Below are 19,937 nucleotides of genomic sequence, written 5' to 3' on the forward strand. Positions count from 1 at the left end.
TTATGACTGATTTTAACCCTGTGGATCATCCACACCGTAGATACAATCCATTAAGTGATCAATGGGTGCTGGTCTCACCTCATCGGGCCAAGCGCCCATGGCAAGGCCAGCAAGAGGCCCCGGCGACGGAGAATTTACCGGCGCACGACCCTGATTGCTTCTTGTGCCCTGGTAATACTCGGGTGACCGGCGATGTCAATCCTGACTATCCATCAACCTATGTGTTTACCAATGACTTTGCCGCGCTGATGCCAGATACACCTGATGCGCCGCAAAGTGATGATCCCTTGATGCGGAGCCAAAGTGCGCGCGGCACCAGCAGGGTTATTTGCTTCTCACCTGACCACAGTAAGACGCTGCCGCAACTCTCTTTGCCTGCGTTGGAAGATGTTATTCAGACCTGGCAGCAACAGAGTGCCGAATTAGGCCAAACCTACCCATGGGTGCAGGTATTTGAAAATAAAGGCGCGGCGATGGGGTGCTCAAATCCGCATCCCCATGGCCAAATTTGGGCCAATAGTTTTTTGCCAAATGAAGCGGCACGGGAAGACAGCCTGCAACAGCACTATTTTCAGCAAAATCAGTCCCCCATGCTGGTCGATTATGCTGAACGTGAGCGTCGTGACGGCAGCAGGACGGTAGTTGAAACCGAGCACTGGCTGGCGGTAGTGCCCTATTGGGCAGCATGGCCGTTTGAAATATTATTACTGCCCAAAGCCCATGTGCTGCGGTTAGAAGACCTTTCTGTGGAACAACGCAGTTGTCTCGCCATTGCCCTGAAAAAGCTGACCAGCCGCTACGACAACTTATTCTCGTGCTCTTTTCCCTATTCGATGGGGTGGCATGGCGCACCGTATAACGCAAGCGACAACACACACTGGCAATTGCATGCTCATTTTTATCCGCCGTTGCTGCGTTCGGCGTCGGTACGTAAATTTATGGTGGGTTATGAGATGTTGGCTGAAACCCAGCGCGACCTTACAGCAGAACAGGCGGCTGAACACCTGCGGGCAGTAAGTGATGTTCATTATCGAGAAGCCGGAGTCAAATAATGAGTTTAAAACAGCATACCCAGGCTATTTTTCGCCAACAGTTTAATCAAGAACCTGACATCACTATCAAAGCGCCGGGTCGCGTCAATCTTATTGGCGAACACACCGATTATAACGACGGTTTCGTGCTGCCCTGTGCTATTGATTATGAAACCGTCATCAGTTGTGGCAAACGTGATGACCGCCAGATTCGTGTTATTGCTGCTGATTATGAAAATCAGCAGGATATATTCTCACTGGATGCGCCAATCGTCCCACATGCCGAATACCGCTGGGCGGATTACGTGCGCGGCGTCGTGAAACACTTGCAACTGCGCCATGCCGATTTTGGTGGTGCAGATCTGGTGATCAGTGGCAATGTGCCACAAGGTGCCGGTCTCAGCTCTTCAGCATCACTTGAGGTCGCGGTCGGGCAAGCGTTGCAGTCTCTTTATCAATTGCCCCTTAGCGGTGTCGATCTGGCGCTAAATGGGCAAGAGGCAGAGAACCAGTTTGTTGGCTGTAACTGCGGCATTATGGATCAGCTCATTTCAGCGCTGGGTAAACAAGATCATGCACTACTGATCGATTGCCGTACCCTTGAAACCCGTGCCGTGGCAATGCCGGAAAACGTTGCGGTCGTCATCATTAACTCCAATGTGAAACGGGGTCTGGTTGATAGCGAATACAACACCCGCCGCCAGCAATGTGAAACTGCCGCCCGTTTCTTTGGTGTTAAAGCCTTGCGTGATGTGGATCCAACCCTGTTCTTCTCTATTCAGGATGAGTTGGATCCCGTCGTCGCTAAGCGTGCACGCCATGTAATTACCGAAAACGAACGCACGCTAGCGGCAGCTGATGCCCTGGCCTCCGGTGATTTGAAATTGATGGGGCAATTGATGCAGGAGTCTCATATTTCGATGCGTGATGACTTCGAGATCACAGTTCCGCCGATCGATAGCTTGGTGGATATTGTGAAATCCGTTATTGGGGAGCAAGGTGGTGTTCGTATGACTGGCGGGGGGTTCGGTGGCTGCATTGTCGCACTGATGCCAACGTCGCTGGTTGAGCAGGTTCGTGCAGCCGTAGCCCAGGAGTATCCGGCTCATAGCGGCGGTAGGAAAGAGACCTTCTACGTATGTCAGGCTTCACAAGGAGCGGGTTTATGCTGAAAAACGACGCTGCATCATCAAGCAGTGTTGACCAGTTAGCACCAGATGGTCACCCCTTTGAATTGACCGAATTGCATAATAAAGCCGGTATGAGTGTAACGCTGATGGACTGGGGCGCAACCTGGCTATCTGCGGTCCTGCCGCTGACCGATGGCGAAAAGCGCGAGCTATTGCTGGGCTGCCAGACTCCCGCAGACTACCTACGTCAAGCCGCTTATCTTGGTGCCACCGTTGGCCGCTATGCCAACCGTATTGCTAACAGCCAAATCACGGTGGAGGGTCAAACCCTCAATCTGTTACCTAATCAGGGACCTAACCAACTGCATGGTGGTCCTGAAGGTTTCCATGCTCGCCGCTGGCAAAAGGTTAAGCAGGATGAGAGGCAGGTGACTTATCAACTGCACTCACCTGATGGTGATCAGGGCTTCCCCGGTAATCTGACCGCCGAAGTGCAATATCTGTTGACGGAAGATAACCGATTGGAGATCCACTATCAGGCTCAGGTCGATAAAACCTGTCCGGTGAATCTGACCAATCATGCTTACTTTAATCTTGATGGTGAAGGGCTGGACGTACGGGCGCATCGGTTGCAGCTATTTGCGGATCGTTACTTACCGGTTGATAGTGAGGGGATCCCAAGCGGCGGATTGGCTAATGTTGAGAAAACCGGTATGGATTTCCGACAACCAAAAACATTGGCACGCGACTTCCTGCAAGACCGTTGTCAGCAGCGGGTTAAAGGCTATGATCATGCTTACCTGCTCCATCGTACTTGCGGTGCAACGGAAAGCCCGGCGGCTCATCTGTGGTCATCTGATAACCGGGTACAAATGAGTGTTTATACCACCGCACCTGCGTTGCAGTTGTATAGTGGCAACTTCCTTGGCGGAACACCGGCCCGCAAAGGGGGCACTTACGCCAGCTACACCGGCGTAGCGCTGGAAAGTGAATTCCTACCTGATAGCCCTAACCACCCCGAATGGCCACAACCTGATTGCTGGCTAAAACCGGGGAAAACCTACCGCGCCACCACGGTTTATCACTTTATCGCGCTATAAAGCTATATACCCAACAGATTTCAAGATGCAGGAAGACGAGATCCCGATGAGCTGACATAGGTCAGTGATTCGGGTGACAAATCGGTCGGGAACCGATTTGAACGCTGTTTGAAAGATGACGGGGATAACTACCCATATTGAGCACTGCCGACTACGCTTAACAGCATCTATCTGCGGTGATACTGACCTGTTTCCCGCCCTTTCCGACCCTCAATATTATTTAAGGAATGTTTATGCGCCTAACTACCCTATGGTTACTCTGTGCGGGATTACTGCTTAGTGTCAATGTGATGGCAGCAGATACGGCGAAAACACCGTCACCCGCTCAGGCCGCACAACAGAAGAAGATGACTGACTGTAATCAGCAGGCAACGACCCAATCACTGAAAGGCGATGATCGGAAGAAGTTTATGAGTCAGTGCCTGAAAGCGCAGATTCATCCCGATGAAAAAGCCCTGACGCCACAACAGCAGAAAATGAAAAGCTGCAATGCCGACGCAGTGACCAAAGCGTTAAAAGGTGATGAGCGTAAAACCTTTATGAGTACCTGCCTGAAGAAAGCCGCCTAATCCCCGCAGCCGGAGGGGTATTTAGTACCCCTCTTTTAATTGGATATAAACCGATACCTAATAAATATCAAGATCCAGGAAGGCGGTAAGCGAGGGAACCCCAATGAGCTTAACTTCCGCTAAAAAATTGGCTATGGTTAAACACAAACCATTGCTGTTGGCGGCAATCCCGCAATATAATGATAATAGTTATCATTGAATATTAATCTATACCCTCAGGTAATTGCGTGGTTAGACAGCGTCTTCAAGTCCGAGGGGTATAGAGATTGAGTTTCACATTAAAGGAGTTAACGCTATGGCAGTAACTAAGCTGGTTCTGGTACGACACGGCGAAAGTCAGTGGAACAATGAAAACCGCTTCACCGGTTGGTATGATGTTGATTTATCTGAGAAAGGCCGTGGAGAAGCACAAGCGGCGGGCAAGCTGTTAAAAGACGAAGGTTTCGCGTTTGATTTTGCTTATACCTCAGTACTGAAACGTGCTATCCACACCTTGTGGAGTGTGCTGGATGAACTGGATCAGGCCTGGCTGCCAACGGAAAAAACCTGGAAACTGAATGAGCGTCATTACGGCGCACTGCAAGGTCTGGATAAATCAGAAACTGCGGCCAAGTATGGCGACGAGCAAGTTAAATTGTGGCGTCGTGGTTTTGCTATCACCCCACCTGCGCTGGAAAAAAGCGATGAGCGCTTCCCTGGTAATGACCCACGTTACGCAAAACTTACCGATGCAGAACTGCCAACCACAGAAAGCCTGGCGCTGACCATCGAACGCGTTATTCCTTACTGGAATGAAGTGATCAAACCCCGCATTGTCAGTGGTGAGCGAGTCATTATCGCCGCCCACGGTAACTCTCTGCGAGCATTGGTAAAATATCTGGATGACCTGAGCGAAGATGAAATTCTTGAGCTGAACATCCCAACTGCCGTACCTTTGGTGTATGAGTTTGATGAAAACTTCAAACCAATCAAACGCTACTATCTGGGTAACGCTGATGAAATCGCGGCTAAAGCCGCCGCTGTTGCTAACCAAGGCAAAGCGAAGTAATCATCCCTGATTAGCACCATTAAAAAACCCCCGAACATGATCAATGCCGGGGGTTTTTATTTGCCTGCTCGCTATTATTGGCGGCGCGCTTTGACGGCATCTGCTAACTCACGTAATACCGTTTCGGTGTCTTCCCAGCCGATACACGCATCGGTGACACTTTTGCCGTAAGTCAGTGGTTCGCCACTTTCCAGATTCTGATTGCCTTCCACCAAATGACTTTCAATCATCACGCCCATAATCGATTTTTCACCATGAGCAATCTGGTTGCAGACATCTTTACTGACGTCCATCTGCTTTTTAAATTGCTTGCTACTATTAGCATGGCTGAAATCGATCATGATCTGTGGTTCCAGGCCCGCTTTACTCAGCCCTTCTTTAACCGCAGCAACATGAGCACTGCTGTAGTTTGGCTCTTTGCCACCACGCAGAATAATATGACAATCGTCGTTACCGGCGGTATTTACAATCGCTGAATGACCCCATTTGGTCACTGACAGGAAGCAGTGCGGTGCACTAGCCGCATTAATGGCATCGATAGCGACCTTGATAGTGCCATCGGTGCCATTTTTAAACCCAACCGGGCAAGACAGACCTGAAGCCAGCTCACGGTGAACCTGAGATTCAGTGGTACGGGCGCCGATGGCACCCCAGCTCATCAGGTCAGCCAAATACTGCGGGGTTATCATATCCAAAAACTCACCCGCTGCTGGCAGCCCGCTCTCGTTGATATCTAACAATAACTTACGCGCGATACGCAGACCGTCATTGATGTCATAGCTAGCATCCATATGCGGATCGTTAATCAGACCTTTCCAACCCACCGTGGTACGCGGTTTTTCAAAATAAACCCGCATCACCACTTCAAGCTCGCCTTGCAGTTCTTCACGCAGGGTTAGCAAACGGGCCGCATACTCTTTGGCCGCTTGGGTATCATGAATAGAGCATGGACCGATGACAACCAACAAACGGTCGTCTTGGGCACGCAGGATGTTATGAATAGCTGTGCGGGTCTTGGATACCGTCTCTGCTGCGTTCTCACTGGCTGGAAACTTCTCTAACAAAGCAACAGGGGGCAGGAGTTCCTTAATTTCATTAATCCGTAGGTCATCATTCAGGTAATTCATAGTTCTTCCATTAAGTCTTGTGACGGTCATCGCACAACGTCTATCGGTACCAATCTAGTTGAACCAATCTAGCTGGTGAATTGAACGCTGTAAATCTACTTTATTACATTTGGTGTTCTGTGCAGATAAACAGCAATAATGCGGTTTACTCGATTAGGTATCAACTTATTGAATGAAGCCATCAATTTTTATCTGGATTGTTATTTGTTATAAAATCATTAATAAGAGTCATACTCGGTTATCACCCCCCTCTTATCCCTAAAGGTTAATACGGTTTATGCCTAGGTTACTGTTAGTTGATGATCACCCCGTGGTGCATGTTGCCCTTGAAGCCGCACTGATGCGCGCGACACCACGTTATCATCTGCATTGCGCTGCTGATGACCAGCAGGCATTGGCCTTATTGGCGGAATATCACTTTGATCTGTTAATTTTGGATATCAGTTTGCCACAGCTTGACGGTTTGCAGTTTTTACGCAAAATCCGCCGCCACTATCCACAGCAGTCCATCATGATTTACACCGCCCAGGAAGAAGAGGTTTATGCCAAAATGGCTTATTCCGCTGGGGCACAGGGTTTTATGCATAAAGGGCAGCCGATGGATAACCTATTGCAAGCCATTGATGCCGTTATTGCCGGCCAACGAGTATTCCCCGCCAGTACGCTGGATAGCAGCTCCACACCTAACGATGAAAAATACCATTTAACCCAGAAAGAGCTGCAAATATTGGGATTACTCAGTAAAGGCCATTCTAATTTACATATTGCTGAGTTACTGAATATCAGCAATAAAACTGTCAGCACACATAAGAAAAATATTCTCAATAAAACCGGTGCAGCAAATTTACTGGCATTAATTGCCGTATTTAACGAGCTACAACCATGAGAAAATGCGGGTTAGTATTGCTATTCATTGTCCAATTCTGCCTGCTGCTACCCGCACAAGCGACCTCTACTTTGCACTACAATTTAGTTAGCAGCTTGAACATACCGGCCAGCACACCGTTTATCACACCTAATAATCCATGGCGTAATGCCACTTTGCGGGTTGGCATCCTCAACGACAATGTGAGCCCGTATAATATTATTGTCGATGGTGACCTGTACGGTCTGAATGCCGATTACCTTAACTATATTAAGCAAGCAACCGGGGCCAATGTGGAGGTGATAGGCTTCTCCGACGCCACAACCCTGAATCAGGCATTAAAACAAGGTGATATCGACCTACTGTTTGGTTTACCTCGCAGCGCATTAAATCCCAACTTATATATATCAAAACCTTACTATGTCAGTAAGTTACTGGTGTTACGTAGCCGCCAAAATAGCCGTCAGGTAATGTTAAACTCGGCTGATGCGCGCATTGCTATTAGTAAAATGGCCGGTATGCAGTTGGTCGATGAAATTCAGAATAAAACCCCGCATAACCAGCTGTTTGATAATAATCTGCAAGCCATTTACTCCTTATTAAACGGCCTTAATGACTACTTTATTGCCGATGAAACCAGTGCCAGCTTTATTATTGATCAACTGCAACTGGGGCAAATTTATCAGGTTGAGAATGATATAAAGCCCGGCAGTATCTCTTTGGTGTTTGCGGCAACCAATCCGGCATTGATAGAGACGCTTGATCACGTTATCAGCAACGTCCCTATGGACGTTCTTAATACCATTCAGGGCCGCTGGAGTAAAAAAATTCCCAGCTATCTCGATACCGGTAATGCTGATCTTACCCGCATGGAGCAAGAATGGGTTAAGGCCCATCCCGTGGTGTATTACGCCGCCATCGATGATGACTATCCCTTTACTTATCGTGGCAGCGATAAACAACCACGCGGCTATATTGTCGATATTCTCAATACCATTGCGCAAAATACTGGCCTGCAATTTTCGCCGGTCTGGAGCAGTAACCCACGGTTGGCCGATCAACTGGTGCAACAAAATAGGGCCATGATGCGGGCTTTACTGCCGCTAGCCGGTGGTTTCAAAGCGCAATATGACAGCTCGATGCCCATTCACCGTGCCTTGTGGGGGGTGTATACCAACGCGTTCACCCATAACGTCTCAACGTGGGGAGATCTATCTGGCAAGCGTCTCGGTGTGGTGGAAGGGGATTTAGGTCAGCAACTGATCCCCCCCCAGACCTTGGCCACTGTCTTTGCTAACCGTAAGGCAATGTATGATGCACTGGCTAATGGGCAGTTGGACGGGTTGATTGATAATGTCATCTCCGCCAATTTTATGGTTCTTTCCCGCTATTCCGGGGTCATCAAACTGGCATTTGCGGCAGATAACATTGCTTATCCACTGGCCTTTGGCGTCGCCCAACATTCACCGTTACTGCTGTCGATTCTCAATAAAAACTTGCTACAAATCCCCCCCGCCACCCTACAATCACTGCGTGATGAATGGGTATCCGATCCTCGCAATATTATTGATGCGGTAAATGAAAATCGCATGATGCCCCCTGCCACCTGGTTGTTTAGCGCCCTTGGCGGGCTATTGATACTGCTCTTGGTGGTGATGGTCCGCCGTTTTATTCAGCGGCGCAAAGAGCGACGTGAGCGAGAAGTCTTGGAACAGGCGCGCCTGCAAGCCGAAACCGCTAATCAGATGAAAAGTAAATTTCTGGCAACTATCAGCCATGAGCTACGAACACCAATGAATGCCATCCTTGGTTTGTTGGAACTGGAGCTTAAAAAAAACACTATCGCGCAGGGTAATTTGCCCGTTATTTACAGCTCAGCATCATCGTTATTAAGTCTACTCAATGACCTACAAGATTATGCCAAGTTGGAAATTGGCTCGTTACAGCTTTTACCACAACCTACTGCGTTGATTCCTTGGATTAATCATATTCGCGCGGTTTATCAACCGCTGTTGGGTATGCGGCCGATAACCTTAAATGTCAGTTACAGTGATAACTTACCTGAAACAGTTCTGCTTGATGGCGGTCGCTTACTTCAGGTCATGAACAATCTAATTAACAATGCCATTAAGTTTACCCGCCAAGGCGAAATTAATGTTCGGATGGCGTGGCAACCGCAGCACGAAGGGCAAGGAGAGTTGATATTGCAGGTGGAGGACAGTGGTTGCGGAATAGCCGCTGCGGAAATACCCCACCTGTTCCAGCCCTTTTATCGGGTTGAGAGCAGCAACAATCTGATGATCCCAGGCAGTGGTTTGGGTTTATCGATCTGCAAAGAGCTTATTGACCGAATGAATGGCACTATCAGCCTGGCCTCAGAGCTGAATAAAGGCACCGTGGTCACCATCAAATTATTGCTTGCCATGGAGACGGTATCGCCGCCAATCCTGAGGCCCGCAACAGAAATTACAGACACGTTATGCCGGTCTCCTCTTCGTGTCGCGATGGTTGATGACCACCCGAGTAACCTCCTATTGATGCAACAACAGCTCAGGCATTTTGGTATTGAATCCGAGCTGTTTGATAATGGCCGCCAGCTATTACACGCTCATTTTCAGCAACCGTTCGATGTGCTGTTTGTCGATTACAATATGCCCACTCTGGATGGTTTTACCCTGGCGCGAATCATTCGCCGACAAGAGCGCCCATCTCAGTCTAAGGCGGTAAAAATCATCCTTTGCTCGGCCGATGTACAAGAATTTACCCGTATCCGGCCTGGGAATATCGTTATCGACCATTGGCTGACCAAACCGGTGACACTCAGTGATATTGAGCGGGTATTACGCATACAAACCGTTATGACCACAGAGCAACCGGTTTACGATAACCTGCGGGAAATACTATTACGATTGGGTAATCAAGACCCAATTATGGTGCGCAAATTAGTGGTGACGCTGCTTGATTCCATGGTGCATGACCGCCAACAACTTGCACTGGTACCACAGCCGCTAGCGGCCCGTGCACAGGTATTACACCGCATTAAGGGCAGTTTTCTGATATTGCAAAATGCCGCAGGTGCCGCATTATGTCAGCAGTTAATTAGCCAATGCCAGCAAGGAAAAATCGCTCCTGCGGCCTATACTCAACTGCAGAATCTATTAGCACAGTTGATTAAAGGTTTGAATCAAACCCTGTCAGAGCTAACATAAACCGACAGTTCGGTGCACACATCTTATGGTCCAAGGATAACTATGGCTGTATCTTCATTTTTCCCCCAAGACAGCAACAGCAAACGCCTACTGATAGCTTTTGTGGTTACCACTCTGTTTATGGTGGTGGAAGCCATTGGTGGCTGGCTATCGGGTTCGCTGGCATTATTGGCGGATGCCGGACATATGCTGACAGACTCGGCCGCATTATTCATCGCATTGATGGCAGTTCATTTCTCGCAGCGAAAACCTGACTCTCGCCATACCTTTGGTTATTTGCGCCTGACCACACTGGCGGCGTTCGTCAACGCGGCGGCATTATTGTTGATTGTGGTATTGATAGTCTGGGAAGCGGTACGGCGTTTCTTTTCTCCCCATGAAGTGATGGGGATGCCGATGTTATTCATCGCCATCGCCGGATTATGTGCGAATATTTTCTGCTTCTGGATACTGCATCGTGGCGAGGAAGAAAAGAATATCAATGTGCGCGCCGCAGCCTTACATGTGCTGGGAGATCTATTAGGTTCCGTTGGGGCGATAGTGGCTGCAGTGGTCATTCTGACTACCGGCTGGACACCTATTGATCCGATATTGTCGGTATTGGTCTCAGTGTTGGTGCTCCGCAGCGCCTGGCGGCTGCTGAAAGAGAGTTTTCACGAACTGTTAGAGGGCGCGCCGCAAGAGATTGATATCACCAAATTGCGCAAAGACTTATGTGCCAGCATATATGAAGTGAGGGACGTTCATCATGTTCACTTATGGCAAGTTGGCGAAAAACGGCTAATGACGCTGCATGTGCAAGTGATCCCTCCGAGGGATAACGATGAATTATTGCATCGTATCCAGCACCATTTACTGCATCACTACAATATTGGGCATGCCACCATTCAAATGGAATATCAGCATTGTGCCGCACCCGATTGTGGCATTAATCAGACCGCCAGTAACGACGCGCACCATTACCACCCTCACTGAGGGCAAACAGGCCACTGTTTCAACGGAGATAAGCCCGATAAAACAGTGGCCTGACTTAGCCGCTAGTGACTCTGAGTTGATAACGGACGTGAATGATTTCTTGCCGCGCTCTTCATCCACAACCAAGAGCCATTCAGGGCAATCAGTGTCAGTATCACGTATTCCAGAGCCATCGCATAAACCCCCTGATAGGCGAAAATCGCTACACTGATGACATCAATCACCACCCAAATCAGCCAGTTCTCAACATATTTGCGTGTCATCAGGATCATCGCCACAATTGATAACACCATCATGGTGGAATCCCAGAATGGGAATGCATCAGGTTGCAGTTCAGGCATTTGCACATTAGCGCCCAAACACTGCATCACCACCACTGCGGCACGGGTCAACCCGGCAAAAACAGTATCAATATGCAAGGTCATTAAAGCGATACCAGCCACGCACACTGCGCCCCAAATCAATGCTTTCGGCAATGATAACCAGCGAATTTTCAATTCAGCTTGATTATCAGACGTTTGCTTACTCCAGGCATACCAGCCATAGATATTAGCGACGAAGAAGAACAACTGTAATAGCAGGCTGGCATAGAGCTGAATCTGGAAAAAGATTACCGCAAATAACGTCACGTTAATCAGGCCAAACAAATAGTTAATTATCTTCTCTTTGCTGGCAAACCAAATACAGAGTAATCCAAACAGGGTACCAATCGCCTCTATCCATGAAAGGTCATACCCCCCCGCACCCAGCGGAATATGCACCAATATATTGCTTGTACTGAGGAAATCCATCTGGCAATCCTTTTATTGGGGAGAAATAATAAGTATTGAGGTCAATCGGTGTCATTTACGACTTAGGCATTGCCTTTGACCTGTAACTTCAACTGGTTGGCAAAATCCAACATCCGATTCAGCGGTATCAGCGCCTGCTGACGCAATTCTTCATCGACATGTATCTCATGCATTACACCTCCCTGCTCCAGCCCCTCAGCAATCGCTCTGAGACCATTCATTGCCATCCACGGACAGTGAGCGCATGTTCTGCACGTCGCACCTTCACCCGCCGTCGGGGCTTCGAATAATTCTTTATCTGGGCACGCCTGCTGCATTTTGTAAAAAATGCCACGGTCAGTCGCCACAATAAGTTTTTGCTGTGGCAACGTTTTTGCAGCCTGAATCAGTTGGCTAGTCGAGCCGACAGCATCAGCCATATCAACCACGGCCTGGGGTGATTCCGGGTGAACTAACACCGCAGCATCAGGATGCAGTACTTTCATGCGAGCCAGTGCCTGAGTTTTAAACTCGTCATGGACGATACAGGCCCCCTGCCAGCACAATACATCGGCCCCGCTCTTCTTCTGCACATAATTGCCCAAGTGGCGATCCGGCGCCCAGATAATTTTCTCACCCAAGCTATCGAGATGCTCAATAAGCTCAACCGCAATACTGGAGGTCACTACCCAATCAGCTCGGGCCTTAACCGCCGCAGAGGTATTGGCATACACCACTACGGTGCGGTCTGGATGACTATCACAAAATGCGGCAAATTCATCCGCCGGGCAGCCTAAATCCAGTGAACACTCTGCATTCAGGGTTGGCATCAACACTTGCTTCTCAGGGTTCAAGATTTTGGCCGTCTCTCCCATGAAACGCACGCCGGCGACCAGTAATGTCGATGCCGGATGGTTATTACCAAATCGTGCCATTTCAAGGGAATCGGCGACGCAACCGCCGGTTTCTTCGGCTAAAGCTTGGATTTCGGGATCAGTATAATAGTGAGCGACTAACACTGCATCGCGCTGCTTCAGCAGTGTTTTGATCTTCTCACGGTAAAAGGCTTTTTCCTCTTCATCCAAAAGGACAGGCCGTGGAGGAAATGGATAAATAGCCGCATTTACATCAAAAGTTTCACTCATCGCTCACATCTCTGTTGCCAGTTATTCCAGAGTCAGCAAACGTTGCTGGCTGCCAGTAAGACTTCATTTGTTTTTTATCCTAAACAAAATACCCAATATCCAGCTAAAAGTCGCCCAAAATTGTCTGATAATGGTGAAAATGTTTAATGGAGTTAAAAATGAGATGGAAAAGTGAGATACAGATGGAATGTCAGAGAATTATAGGGGGAACTTTGGGACACTGAGATTAGCAGTATATGTAACATTGCAGGGAAAAGGTATCACTGGGGGGTATAATGGTAGGTTGTGCGGGATTACTTGACATAATGGTGGGTCGTGCGGGATTACTCGTCCTGCGGACTCGCCCTTCGGGTCAACGCTACGCGTTGCTGTCTCGCTTCGCTCGGCTCGAACCTTTACGGCTCTCATCCCTACGATTTGATACCCTAATAACTCTGCATAATGGTGGGTCGTGCGGGATTCGAACCTGCGACCAATTGATTAAAAGTCAACTGCTCTACCAACTGAGCTAACGACCCATTATGTGTACTACTAATGACAATTCAGTGCCTGTCGTGCGGGATTACTTGACATAATGGTGGGTCGTGCGGGATTCGAACCTGCGACCAATTGATTAAAAGTCAACTGCTCTACCAACTGAGCTAACGACCCATTATGTATGCTACTAATGACAATTTAGTGCCTGTCGTGCGGGATTACTCGCACTTCGGGTACTTTTTAGTACAAAACAGGAAGAAAAATCTTTGCGCTGATTTCAACTTCTTACATTCAAACCGGCGTGCGGGGAGAATGGTGGGTCGTGCGGGATTCGAACCTGCGACCAATTGATTAAAAGTCAACTGCTCTACCAACTGAGCTAACGACCCGCTGTAATGCGGTACTGCTTAACATAGTGGTGGTCGTGCGGGATTACTCGTCCTGCGGACTCGCCCTTCGGGTCAACGCTACGCGTTGCTGTCTCGCTTCGCTCGGCTCGAACCTTTACGGCTCTCATCCCTACGATTTGATACCCTAATAACTCGGCATAATGGTGGGTCGTGCGGGATTCGAACCTGCGACCAATTGATTAAAAGTCAACTGCTCTACCAACTGAGCTAACGACCCATTATGTGCATTGCTTACTATAATTTCCTGCTGCTTTAACGTTTTACAAGTTGTCTTGGCAACGGCGGCATATATTACTAATTTCTCTTCACAGTGCAACTTAAATTTCTGTTGAAGCGTTTAACTGCTTGTTCTTCGCTCGCCAAAGTCCAGAAATTAGTCAATATGACCAATTCCTGGACTCGAAAATGGCTAAAGAGCAGATAAACGTTTCTGTGCCTGTTTAGCAGCATCAGTATTAGGATATTGCTTGATCACTTGTTGATAAACCGCCTTCGCTTTATCGCTTTGGCCTTTATCCTGCATGATCACCCCAACTTTAAACATCGCTTCTGAACTTTTTGGAGACTTTGGATAATTTTTTACTACAACAGCATAATAATATGCAGCGTCGTCTTTCTTACCTTTGTTGTAATACAACTGCCCTAACCAATAGTTGGCATTAGGCTGGTAAGTCGACTTTGGATACTGTTTCACAAAACCTTGGAAAGCAGTGATCGCTTGATCGAATTGCTTTTTCTCAAGAGCCAAAGAAACGGCTGCATTATAATCGCTGTTTTCATCACCAGTACTTGCTGCAGGTGCCGCTGTAGCAGCCGCTGCGCCTGCGGCAGCAGTAGCGGAACTTCCAGCCGCAGAATTATCTGTCGCAGCACCAGTAGCCGCAGAAGCTGAACCCTGCGCCCCCTGACCACCGCTCAGACTCTCCATCTGCTGGTAGATCTGTTTTTGCCGCTCAACAATTTGATTGAGCTGGTACTGATTTTCTTGGATCTGACCGCGTAAACTATCTACATCGCGTTGCGAATCGGATAGCTGTTGCTGAAGTTGAGTTAATAGTTGGCTGTGAGCGTTGGAAATACGCTCAAGTTGAGTGACCCGATCTTCTACCGAGCCGGAGCCGACATTACTGATTGGCGCTTGGGCAGTAGCGGCCCATGGGACCGCTACGCCAACCAGTAACGACAGACCCACTAAGTGACGTCTGAAGTTACTGTTCATGCGATTCTCTTAGTAAACCAGAACTGCACGACGGTTTTTAGCAAACGCTGCTTCGTCATGGCCCAGTACTGCTGGTTTCTCTTTACCGTAAGAAACGATAGAGATCTGGTCAGCCGAAACGCCTTTACCTTGCAGATACATTTTCACAGCATTTGCACGACGCTCGCCCAACGCGATGTTGTATTCTGGCGTACCGCGTTCATCCGCGTGGCCTTCAACAACAACTTTGTAAGATGGGTTGCTACGCAGGAATGCAGCATGTGCATCCAGCATTTGAGCGAAGTCAGAACCGATATCGTATTTATCGAAACCGAAGTAAACGATATTGTTCTTTTGCAGTTCTTGCATCTGAAGACGAGCTTGCTCTTCTGAAGACAAGTTGCTGCCATTTTCTGTACCAGTGCCAGCGCCCATGCCAGATTGGTCATTATTTGCGCTTTTGTTAGAACTACACGCAGCGATTGCCAGAACTGGCAAAGCCAACATTAGCCCTTTTAGCACTTTGTTCAGTTGCATCTCTTTGATCCTTTTATAGTTTGCCATACATACGTATTTACACATGCATCACAGATACGGCGACCAGGCAGGAAATTTGACCTGTCCATCAGTTGCCGGAAGACGCGCTTTGAAACGCCCATCAGTCGAGACCAGCTGTAACACAGCTCCCAGCCCTTGTGTCGAGCTATAGATAACCATGGTGCCGTTAGGCGCGATACTAGGCGTTTCATCCAGGAACGTGTCCGTTAATACTTGAACGGCTCCCGTTTCTAGATCCTGTTTGGCGATGTGTTGTGCCCCACCATTAGAACTAACCAATGCCAGGAACTTACCATCAGGACTCACATCTGCGTTCTGGTTCTGAGAACCTTCCCACGTGATTCGCTGTGGTGCACCACCATTAATATTCACTTTATACACTTGTGGACGACCGCCCTGATCCGAGGTATAGGCCAGATTCTGGCTATCCGGGAACCAGCTTGGTTCAGTGTTATTGCTACGACCATCAGTAACCTGGCTGATTTGACCAGACCCTAAGTCCATAACATACAAGTTCAAACTACCGCTTTTAGATAACGCGAAAGCCAGTTTAGTCCCGTCCGGTGAGAAAGAAGGCGCACCGTTATGACGAGGGAATGAAGCCACTTGTCTGATTGCACCATTAGCCAGCGTCTGAATAACCAGTGCTGACTTACCACTCTCGAAAGTGACATAAGCAATTTTGCTACCATCTGAAGACCAGGCTGGTGACATCAAAGGTTCTGGCGAACGGTGAACGACAAACTGGTTGTAGCCGTCGTAATCAGAAACCCGCAATTCGTGTGGGAATTTGCCGCCGTTGGTTTGCACAACATAAGCAATACGGGTACGGAAAGCACCTTTAATCCCAGTCAGCTTCTCAAATACTTCATCACTGGCAGTATGCGCTGAATAACGTAACCATTGTTTAGTTACTTTATACTGATTTTGCGCTAAAACGCTACCGGCTGCACCAGAAGTATCGACTAACTGGTAAGAAACCACATAGCTACCATCAGCACTCGGTTGAACCTGACCAACAACAACAGCATCAATACCCAACGCAGTCCAGGCTGCTGGCGTTACTTCTGCCGCAGTTGAAGGCTGTTGTGGCATGCGAGCCGCATCAATTGGGTTAAATTTGCCGCTGTTACGTAAATCTGCGCCAACAATAGCACCGATCTCTTCAGGTGGTGTACCCGGCCCCATCCATTTAAACGGAACAACACCAATTGGACGAGCAGAGTCTACCCCTTGGGTAATCTCAATTCGAACTTCTGCATGTAACACAGAAGCCCACAAAACTAAAAAGCCTAGCGCAACTCGAAATGCCTGCTTCATCTTATCTCCCTTATCCGAGCGGGATGCCCGCGATAATTAGCAGAATTTTAACAAACCAACGCAAACAAAACTACATAATCCACGGTTGATCAACAAAGTTATACCCCTGTTAATCAACCTTTATTGAGGTTTAAATACAAGCGGAGCATTCTTAAACACTTCATAAACGTCCGAGCTTGGAGGCTTAGGAATCTTCGCTTGTTTTGCAGCAGCGATAGCAGCCTGGCACAGTGCCGGGTCACCCCCTTCTGCTTTAACATCAATTAATAGACCATCTGGTGCTAATTTAATTCGCAGATCACAGGTACGGCCTTTGTAAAGATCTGCATCATAAAATTTACTCTGGATCGCGGCGGTTATCTGGCCCAAATAGCCACTAACATCACCCGCTGATGCCCCGCTCTTCTTGCCACCACCTTTACCCGCAGCAGCAGCGCCCGCGCCGGCCCCACTTTTCGGTGCATTTTTGGAGTTAGCTAAACCACCAAATAAATCATCAACATCGGTTGTTGCCGCCGCTTCTGCAGCCGCTTTTTTCTTGGCATCAGCAGCAGCGGTTTTTTTAGCCTCTGCGGCCGCTTTTTTCTCAGCATCAGCCGCAGCTTTCTTCTCAGCGGCGGCAGTTGCTGCTTTCTCGGCAGCATCAGCCGCTTTCTTCGCCTCAGCATCAGCTTGTTTCTTCGCTGCTGCTGCTACAGCCGCCTCTTTTTTGGCTTCGGCTTCTGCTTTTTTCTGCGCGTCAGCTTGTGCTTTCACGATTTTATCAGCTTCTGCTTTTGCTTGTGCGGCTGCGGCCTCTGCCTGTTTCTGCTCTTCTTTCGCTTTTGCAGCAGCGGCAGCAGCAACTTTCTGTTGCTCAGCGGCCTCTTTTTGCTGCTCAGCGGCTTGTTTTTTCTGTTCTTCAGCCGCCTGCTTGGCATCTTCTTGCGCTTGCAGACGCTCTTTTTCCAATTCTTTCAGCCGTTGTTGCTCAGCAGCCTGCTTTTGCTGCAATTCTTCTGCTTGCTGATCGGCTTTTTTCTGGCGCTGTTGTTCTGCGCGTTTAGCGTCAGTCTGCTGTTGCTGCTGACGGTTATACTGTTCTGTTACTGCGCCCGGATCGACCATGACGGCGTCAATAACTTCGCCGCCAGCACCGCCGCCGCCCATTTCAGTCTTCTGCGTCAGAGAGCCCCAAATCAACAGGGCAATCAATATGATGTGCAGAACCACCGACACGATAACGGCGCGATTCAGCTTATCATTTTGCTCGGTTGCCTTACCCACGCTCGATTTCCACACTCGATGTCCGCATCTATTGCTAAAAAACGGAACTGCTAAAAACAAGGTATCTACTGGCTGGAGTGACTCTCAATCCAACCAATATCAACGCAAATTTATATCGGTTGAGTCATTAAGCCCACCGACGTCACACCCGCCTGATGCAGCATATTCAGAGCCTTGATAATTTCATCATAAGGCACCTCTTTAGCACCACCTATCAGGAACACAGTTTTCGGATTCGATTTCAATCTGGCCTGAGCCTCTGCCACAACTTGTTCTGAAGGCAGTTGCTCCATCCGCTGGTGATCTACCACCAACGAGTATTGCCCCACCCCTGACACTTCCACAATCACTGGTGGATTATCATCACTTGAGACGGTTTTTGAGTCCGTCGCGTCGGGCAAGTCCACCTCAACGCTTTGCGTAATGATCGGCGCGGTCGCCATAAAGATCAGCAATAGCACCAGCAACACGTCCAGTAAGGGAACAATGTTAATTTCAGACTTAAGCTCGCGACGTTTACGACCACGTACTCGCGCCATACAACCCCCTACTTATTTGCTCTCGGCGCTGGCAAAAGCCTGACGATGCAGAATAGCAATGAACTCTTCCATGAAGTTGTCATAGTTTTGTTCAAGTTTATTCACGCGCTGGTTCAGGCGGTTATAGGCCATAACAGCAGGGATCGCAGCGAACAGACCGATCGCGGTAGCAATCAGTGCTTCGGCAATACCTGGTGCGACCATTTGTAACGTCGCCTGCTTTACTGCACCCAGAGAAATAAAGGCATGCATAATCCCCCATACTGTACCAAACAGGCCAATATACGGGCTGATGGAACCAACAGTACCGAGGAATGGAATATGAGTTTCCAGAGCTTCTAATTCACGGTTCATTGAGATGCGCATCGCACGGGAGGCACCGTCAATCACCGCCTCTGGTGCATGGCTGTTTGCGCGATGTAAACGGGCAAACTCTTTAAATCCAGAATGGAAGATCTGCTCGGAGCCCCCGAGAGTCTCGCGACGAGCCTGGCTTTCCTGATACAAGCGAGACAGCTCAATACCGGACCAAAACTTATCTTCAAAGGCTTCTGCATCGCGGGTGGCAGCATTCAGAATACGCGTTCGTTGAATGATGATCGCCCATGAAGCAATAGAAAAGCCCATTAATACCAGCATGATAAGCTTAACGAATAGGCTTGCCTGCAGGAATAAATCCAGAATGTTCATGTCAGCCACTACTTAAACTCCGCGACAATAGACTTAGGAAGCGCTCTTGGCTTCATTTGGTGTGGATCGATACATGCGATCAATACTTCTGCACTACTCAGAAGATTGCCATGTGTGTCGAGAATTCGTTGAGCAAACGTGAGAGAAGCCCCACGCATTGCGGTAATTTCACTCTGTACTTCCAGCATATCATCAAGACGTGCCGGTGCCAGGTATTCTACCGTCATGCGGCGGACAGCGAAAGCGACATGCTCACTGAGCAATTGCTGCTGGTGAAAATTGCGTTGGCGCAACATTTCAGTGCGCGCCCTTTCATAAAAGGCAACGTAGCGTGCGTGGTATACCACGCCGCCAGCATCGGTGTCTTCAAAATAGACACGTACCGGCCATCGAAACAACGTATTACTCACTCTACTTCCCAGTAATGCAGTTAACGGACACACTATACTGAAGAGCGCTAAGCTTTGGAATCACTTGAGGGAATAGAACGAAAATAATTATGGGCCGAAT

18 protein-coding genes, 4 tRNA genes and 2 other RNA genes are annotated in these 19,937 nt (G+C 48.6%); 8 read left to right on the forward strand and 16 right to left on the reverse strand.

The window, feature by feature from the left end; genetic code table 11:
* Positions 1 to 2: 2 nt before the first annotated feature.
* From galT to gpmA, 5 genes are all read left to right on the forward strand, one after another.
* Positions 3 to 1,052 carry a galactose-1-phosphate uridylyltransferase gene (galT, locus tag V2A84_RS12200; protein ID WP_083159558.1) on the forward strand — a complete coding sequence of 350 codons (1,050 nt, stop codon included), beginning with the start codon at positions 3 to 5 and terminating at the stop codon, positions 1,050 to 1,052.
* Complete coding sequence (gene galK, locus V2A84_RS12205) at positions 1,052 to 2,203, forward strand: galactokinase (protein ID WP_083159560.1); 1,152 nt, start codon at positions 1,052 to 1,054, stop codon at positions 2,201 to 2,203. Before galT ends, galK begins: the two co-directional genes overlap by 1 nt.
* A complete protein-coding gene (gene galM, locus V2A84_RS12210; protein WP_083159562.1) occupies positions 2,197 to 3,261 on the forward strand; it encodes a galactose-1-epimerase in 1,065 nt (354 codons plus the stop codon). Before galK ends, galM begins: the two co-directional genes overlap by 7 nt.
* A gap of 233 nt (positions 3,262 to 3,494) precedes the next feature.
* Positions 3,495 to 3,830, forward strand: coding sequence for a PsiF family protein (locus V2A84_RS12215; RefSeq protein ID WP_083159564.1), 336 nt, complete (start codon positions 3,495 to 3,497; stop codon positions 3,828 to 3,830).
* A gap of 295 nt (positions 3,831 to 4,125) precedes the next feature.
* Complete coding sequence (gene gpmA / locus V2A84_RS12220) at positions 4,126 to 4,878, forward strand: 2,3-diphosphoglycerate-dependent phosphoglycerate mutase (protein ID WP_083159566.1); 753 nt, start codon at positions 4,126 to 4,128, stop codon at positions 4,876 to 4,878.
* Positions 4,879 to 4,952: 74 nt separating this feature from the next.
* Here the strand turns inward: gpmA and aroG are convergent, their stop codons facing one another.
* A complete protein-coding gene (gene aroG / locus V2A84_RS12225; RefSeq protein WP_083159568.1) occupies positions 4,953 to 6,005 on the reverse strand; it encodes a 3-deoxy-7-phosphoheptulonate synthase AroG in 1,053 nt (350 codons plus the stop codon).
* Between the two features lie 277 nt (positions 6,006 to 6,282).
* On the opposite strand from aroG, the gene V2A84_RS12230 reads away from it, so the two are divergent.
* Genes V2A84_RS12230 through zitB form a run of 3 tightly spaced genes read left to right on the forward strand, consistent with a single transcriptional unit; the run spans position 6,283 to position 11,054 of the window.
* Positions 6,283 to 6,891 carry a response regulator gene (locus tag V2A84_RS12230; protein ID WP_083159570.1) on the forward strand — a complete coding sequence of 203 codons (609 nt, stop codon included), beginning with the start codon at positions 6,283 to 6,285 and terminating at the stop codon, positions 6,889 to 6,891.
* Positions 6,888 to 10,079 carry an ATP-binding protein gene (locus V2A84_RS12235; RefSeq protein ID WP_102970447.1) on the forward strand — a complete coding sequence of 1,064 codons (3,192 nt, stop codon included), beginning with the start codon at positions 6,888 to 6,890 and terminating at the stop codon, positions 10,077 to 10,079. Before V2A84_RS12230 ends, V2A84_RS12235 begins: the two co-directional genes overlap by 4 nt.
* Before the next feature lie 42 nt (positions 10,080 to 10,121).
* Complete coding sequence (gene zitB, locus V2A84_RS12240; protein ID WP_083159572.1) at positions 10,122 to 11,054, forward strand: CDF family zinc transporter ZitB; 933 nt, start codon at positions 10,122 to 10,124, stop codon at positions 11,052 to 11,054.
* A 62-nt stretch (positions 11,055 to 11,116) separates the two neighbouring features.
* Here the strand turns inward: zitB and pnuC are convergent, their stop codons facing one another.
* The 15 genes from pnuC to ybgC all read right to left on the reverse strand — a co-directional run bounded on the left by pnuC (position 11,117) and on the right by ybgC (position 19,837).
* Positions 11,117 to 11,845 carry a nicotinamide riboside transporter PnuC gene (pnuC, locus tag V2A84_RS12245; RefSeq protein ID WP_442848876.1) on the reverse strand — a complete coding sequence of 243 codons (729 nt, stop codon included), beginning with the start codon at positions 11,843 to 11,845 and terminating at the stop codon, positions 11,117 to 11,119.
* A gap of 62 nt (positions 11,846 to 11,907) precedes the next feature.
* Positions 11,908 to 12,969 carry a quinolinate synthase NadA gene (nadA, locus tag V2A84_RS12250; protein ID WP_083159576.1) on the reverse strand — a complete coding sequence of 354 codons (1,062 nt, stop codon included), beginning with the start codon at positions 12,967 to 12,969 and terminating at the stop codon, positions 11,908 to 11,910.
* 306 nt (positions 12,970 to 13,275) lie between these two features.
* Positions 13,276 to 13,397: non-coding RNA, RtT sRNA (locus V2A84_RS12255), on the reverse strand.
* 14 nt (positions 13,398 to 13,411) lie between these two features.
* Positions 13,412 to 13,487 (reverse strand) — tRNA-Lys (locus V2A84_RS12260).
* A gap of 57 nt (positions 13,488 to 13,544) precedes the next feature.
* Positions 13,545 to 13,620: transfer RNA gene (locus V2A84_RS12265), tRNA-Lys, on the reverse strand.
* A gap of 139 nt (positions 13,621 to 13,759) precedes the next feature.
* A tRNA-Lys gene (locus tag V2A84_RS12270) sits at positions 13,760 to 13,835 on the reverse strand.
* A 24-nt stretch (positions 13,836 to 13,859) separates the two neighbouring features.
* Positions 13,860 to 13,985, reverse strand: a non-coding RNA gene (locus tag V2A84_RS12275) — RtT sRNA.
* Positions 13,986 to 13,997: 12 nt separating this feature from the next.
* Positions 13,998 to 14,073 (reverse strand) — tRNA-Lys (locus V2A84_RS12280).
* Positions 14,074 to 14,265: 192 nt separating this feature from the next.
* Entirely contained in the window at positions 14,266 to 15,075 is an 810-nt protein-coding gene (gene cpoB, locus V2A84_RS12285) for a cell division protein CpoB (RefSeq protein ID WP_083159578.1), read from the reverse strand.
* 9 nt (positions 15,076 to 15,084) lie between these two features.
* Positions 15,085 to 15,591, reverse strand: a complete 507-nt coding sequence (pal, locus tag V2A84_RS12290) for a peptidoglycan-associated lipoprotein Pal (protein WP_004393299.1) — start codon at positions 15,589 to 15,591, stop codon at positions 15,085 to 15,087.
* A 48-nt stretch (positions 15,592 to 15,639) separates the two neighbouring features.
* On the reverse strand, positions 15,640 to 16,932 hold the full coding sequence (gene tolB / locus V2A84_RS12295; protein WP_083159580.1) for a Tol-Pal system beta propeller repeat protein TolB: 1,293 nt from the start codon (positions 16,930 to 16,932) through the stop codon (positions 15,640 to 15,642).
* A 120-nt stretch (positions 16,933 to 17,052) separates the two neighbouring features.
* Complete coding sequence (gene tolA / locus V2A84_RS12300; RefSeq protein WP_193784696.1) at positions 17,053 to 18,198, reverse strand: cell envelope integrity protein TolA; 1,146 nt, start codon at positions 18,196 to 18,198, stop codon at positions 17,053 to 17,055.
* Positions 18,199 to 18,308: 110 nt separating this feature from the next.
* On the reverse strand, positions 18,309 to 18,737 hold the full coding sequence (tolR, locus tag V2A84_RS12305; protein WP_083159585.1) for a colicin uptake protein TolR: 429 nt from the start codon (positions 18,735 to 18,737) through the stop codon (positions 18,309 to 18,311).
* 12 nt (positions 18,738 to 18,749) lie between these two features.
* On the reverse strand, positions 18,750 to 19,436 hold the full coding sequence (tolQ, locus tag V2A84_RS12310) for a Tol-Pal system protein TolQ (RefSeq protein WP_005188971.1): 687 nt from the start codon (positions 19,434 to 19,436) through the stop codon (positions 18,750 to 18,752).
* The gene (gene ybgC, locus V2A84_RS12315) at positions 19,436 to 19,837 is read right to left on the reverse strand and encodes a tol-pal system-associated acyl-CoA thioesterase (protein WP_032907060.1); all 402 of its coding nucleotides are present in this window, start codon (positions 19,835 to 19,837) and stop codon (positions 19,436 to 19,438) included. The genes tolQ and ybgC overlap by 1 nt, the downstream gene beginning before the upstream one ends.
* Between the last annotated feature and the right edge of the window lie 100 nt (positions 19,838 to 19,937).

Origin of the sequence: Yersinia sp. 2553 StPb PI, from assembly GCF_052217105.1 — a bacterium.
GTDB lineage: Bacteria > Pseudomonadota > Gammaproteobacteria > Enterobacterales > Enterobacteriaceae > Yersinia > Yersinia enterocolitica_E.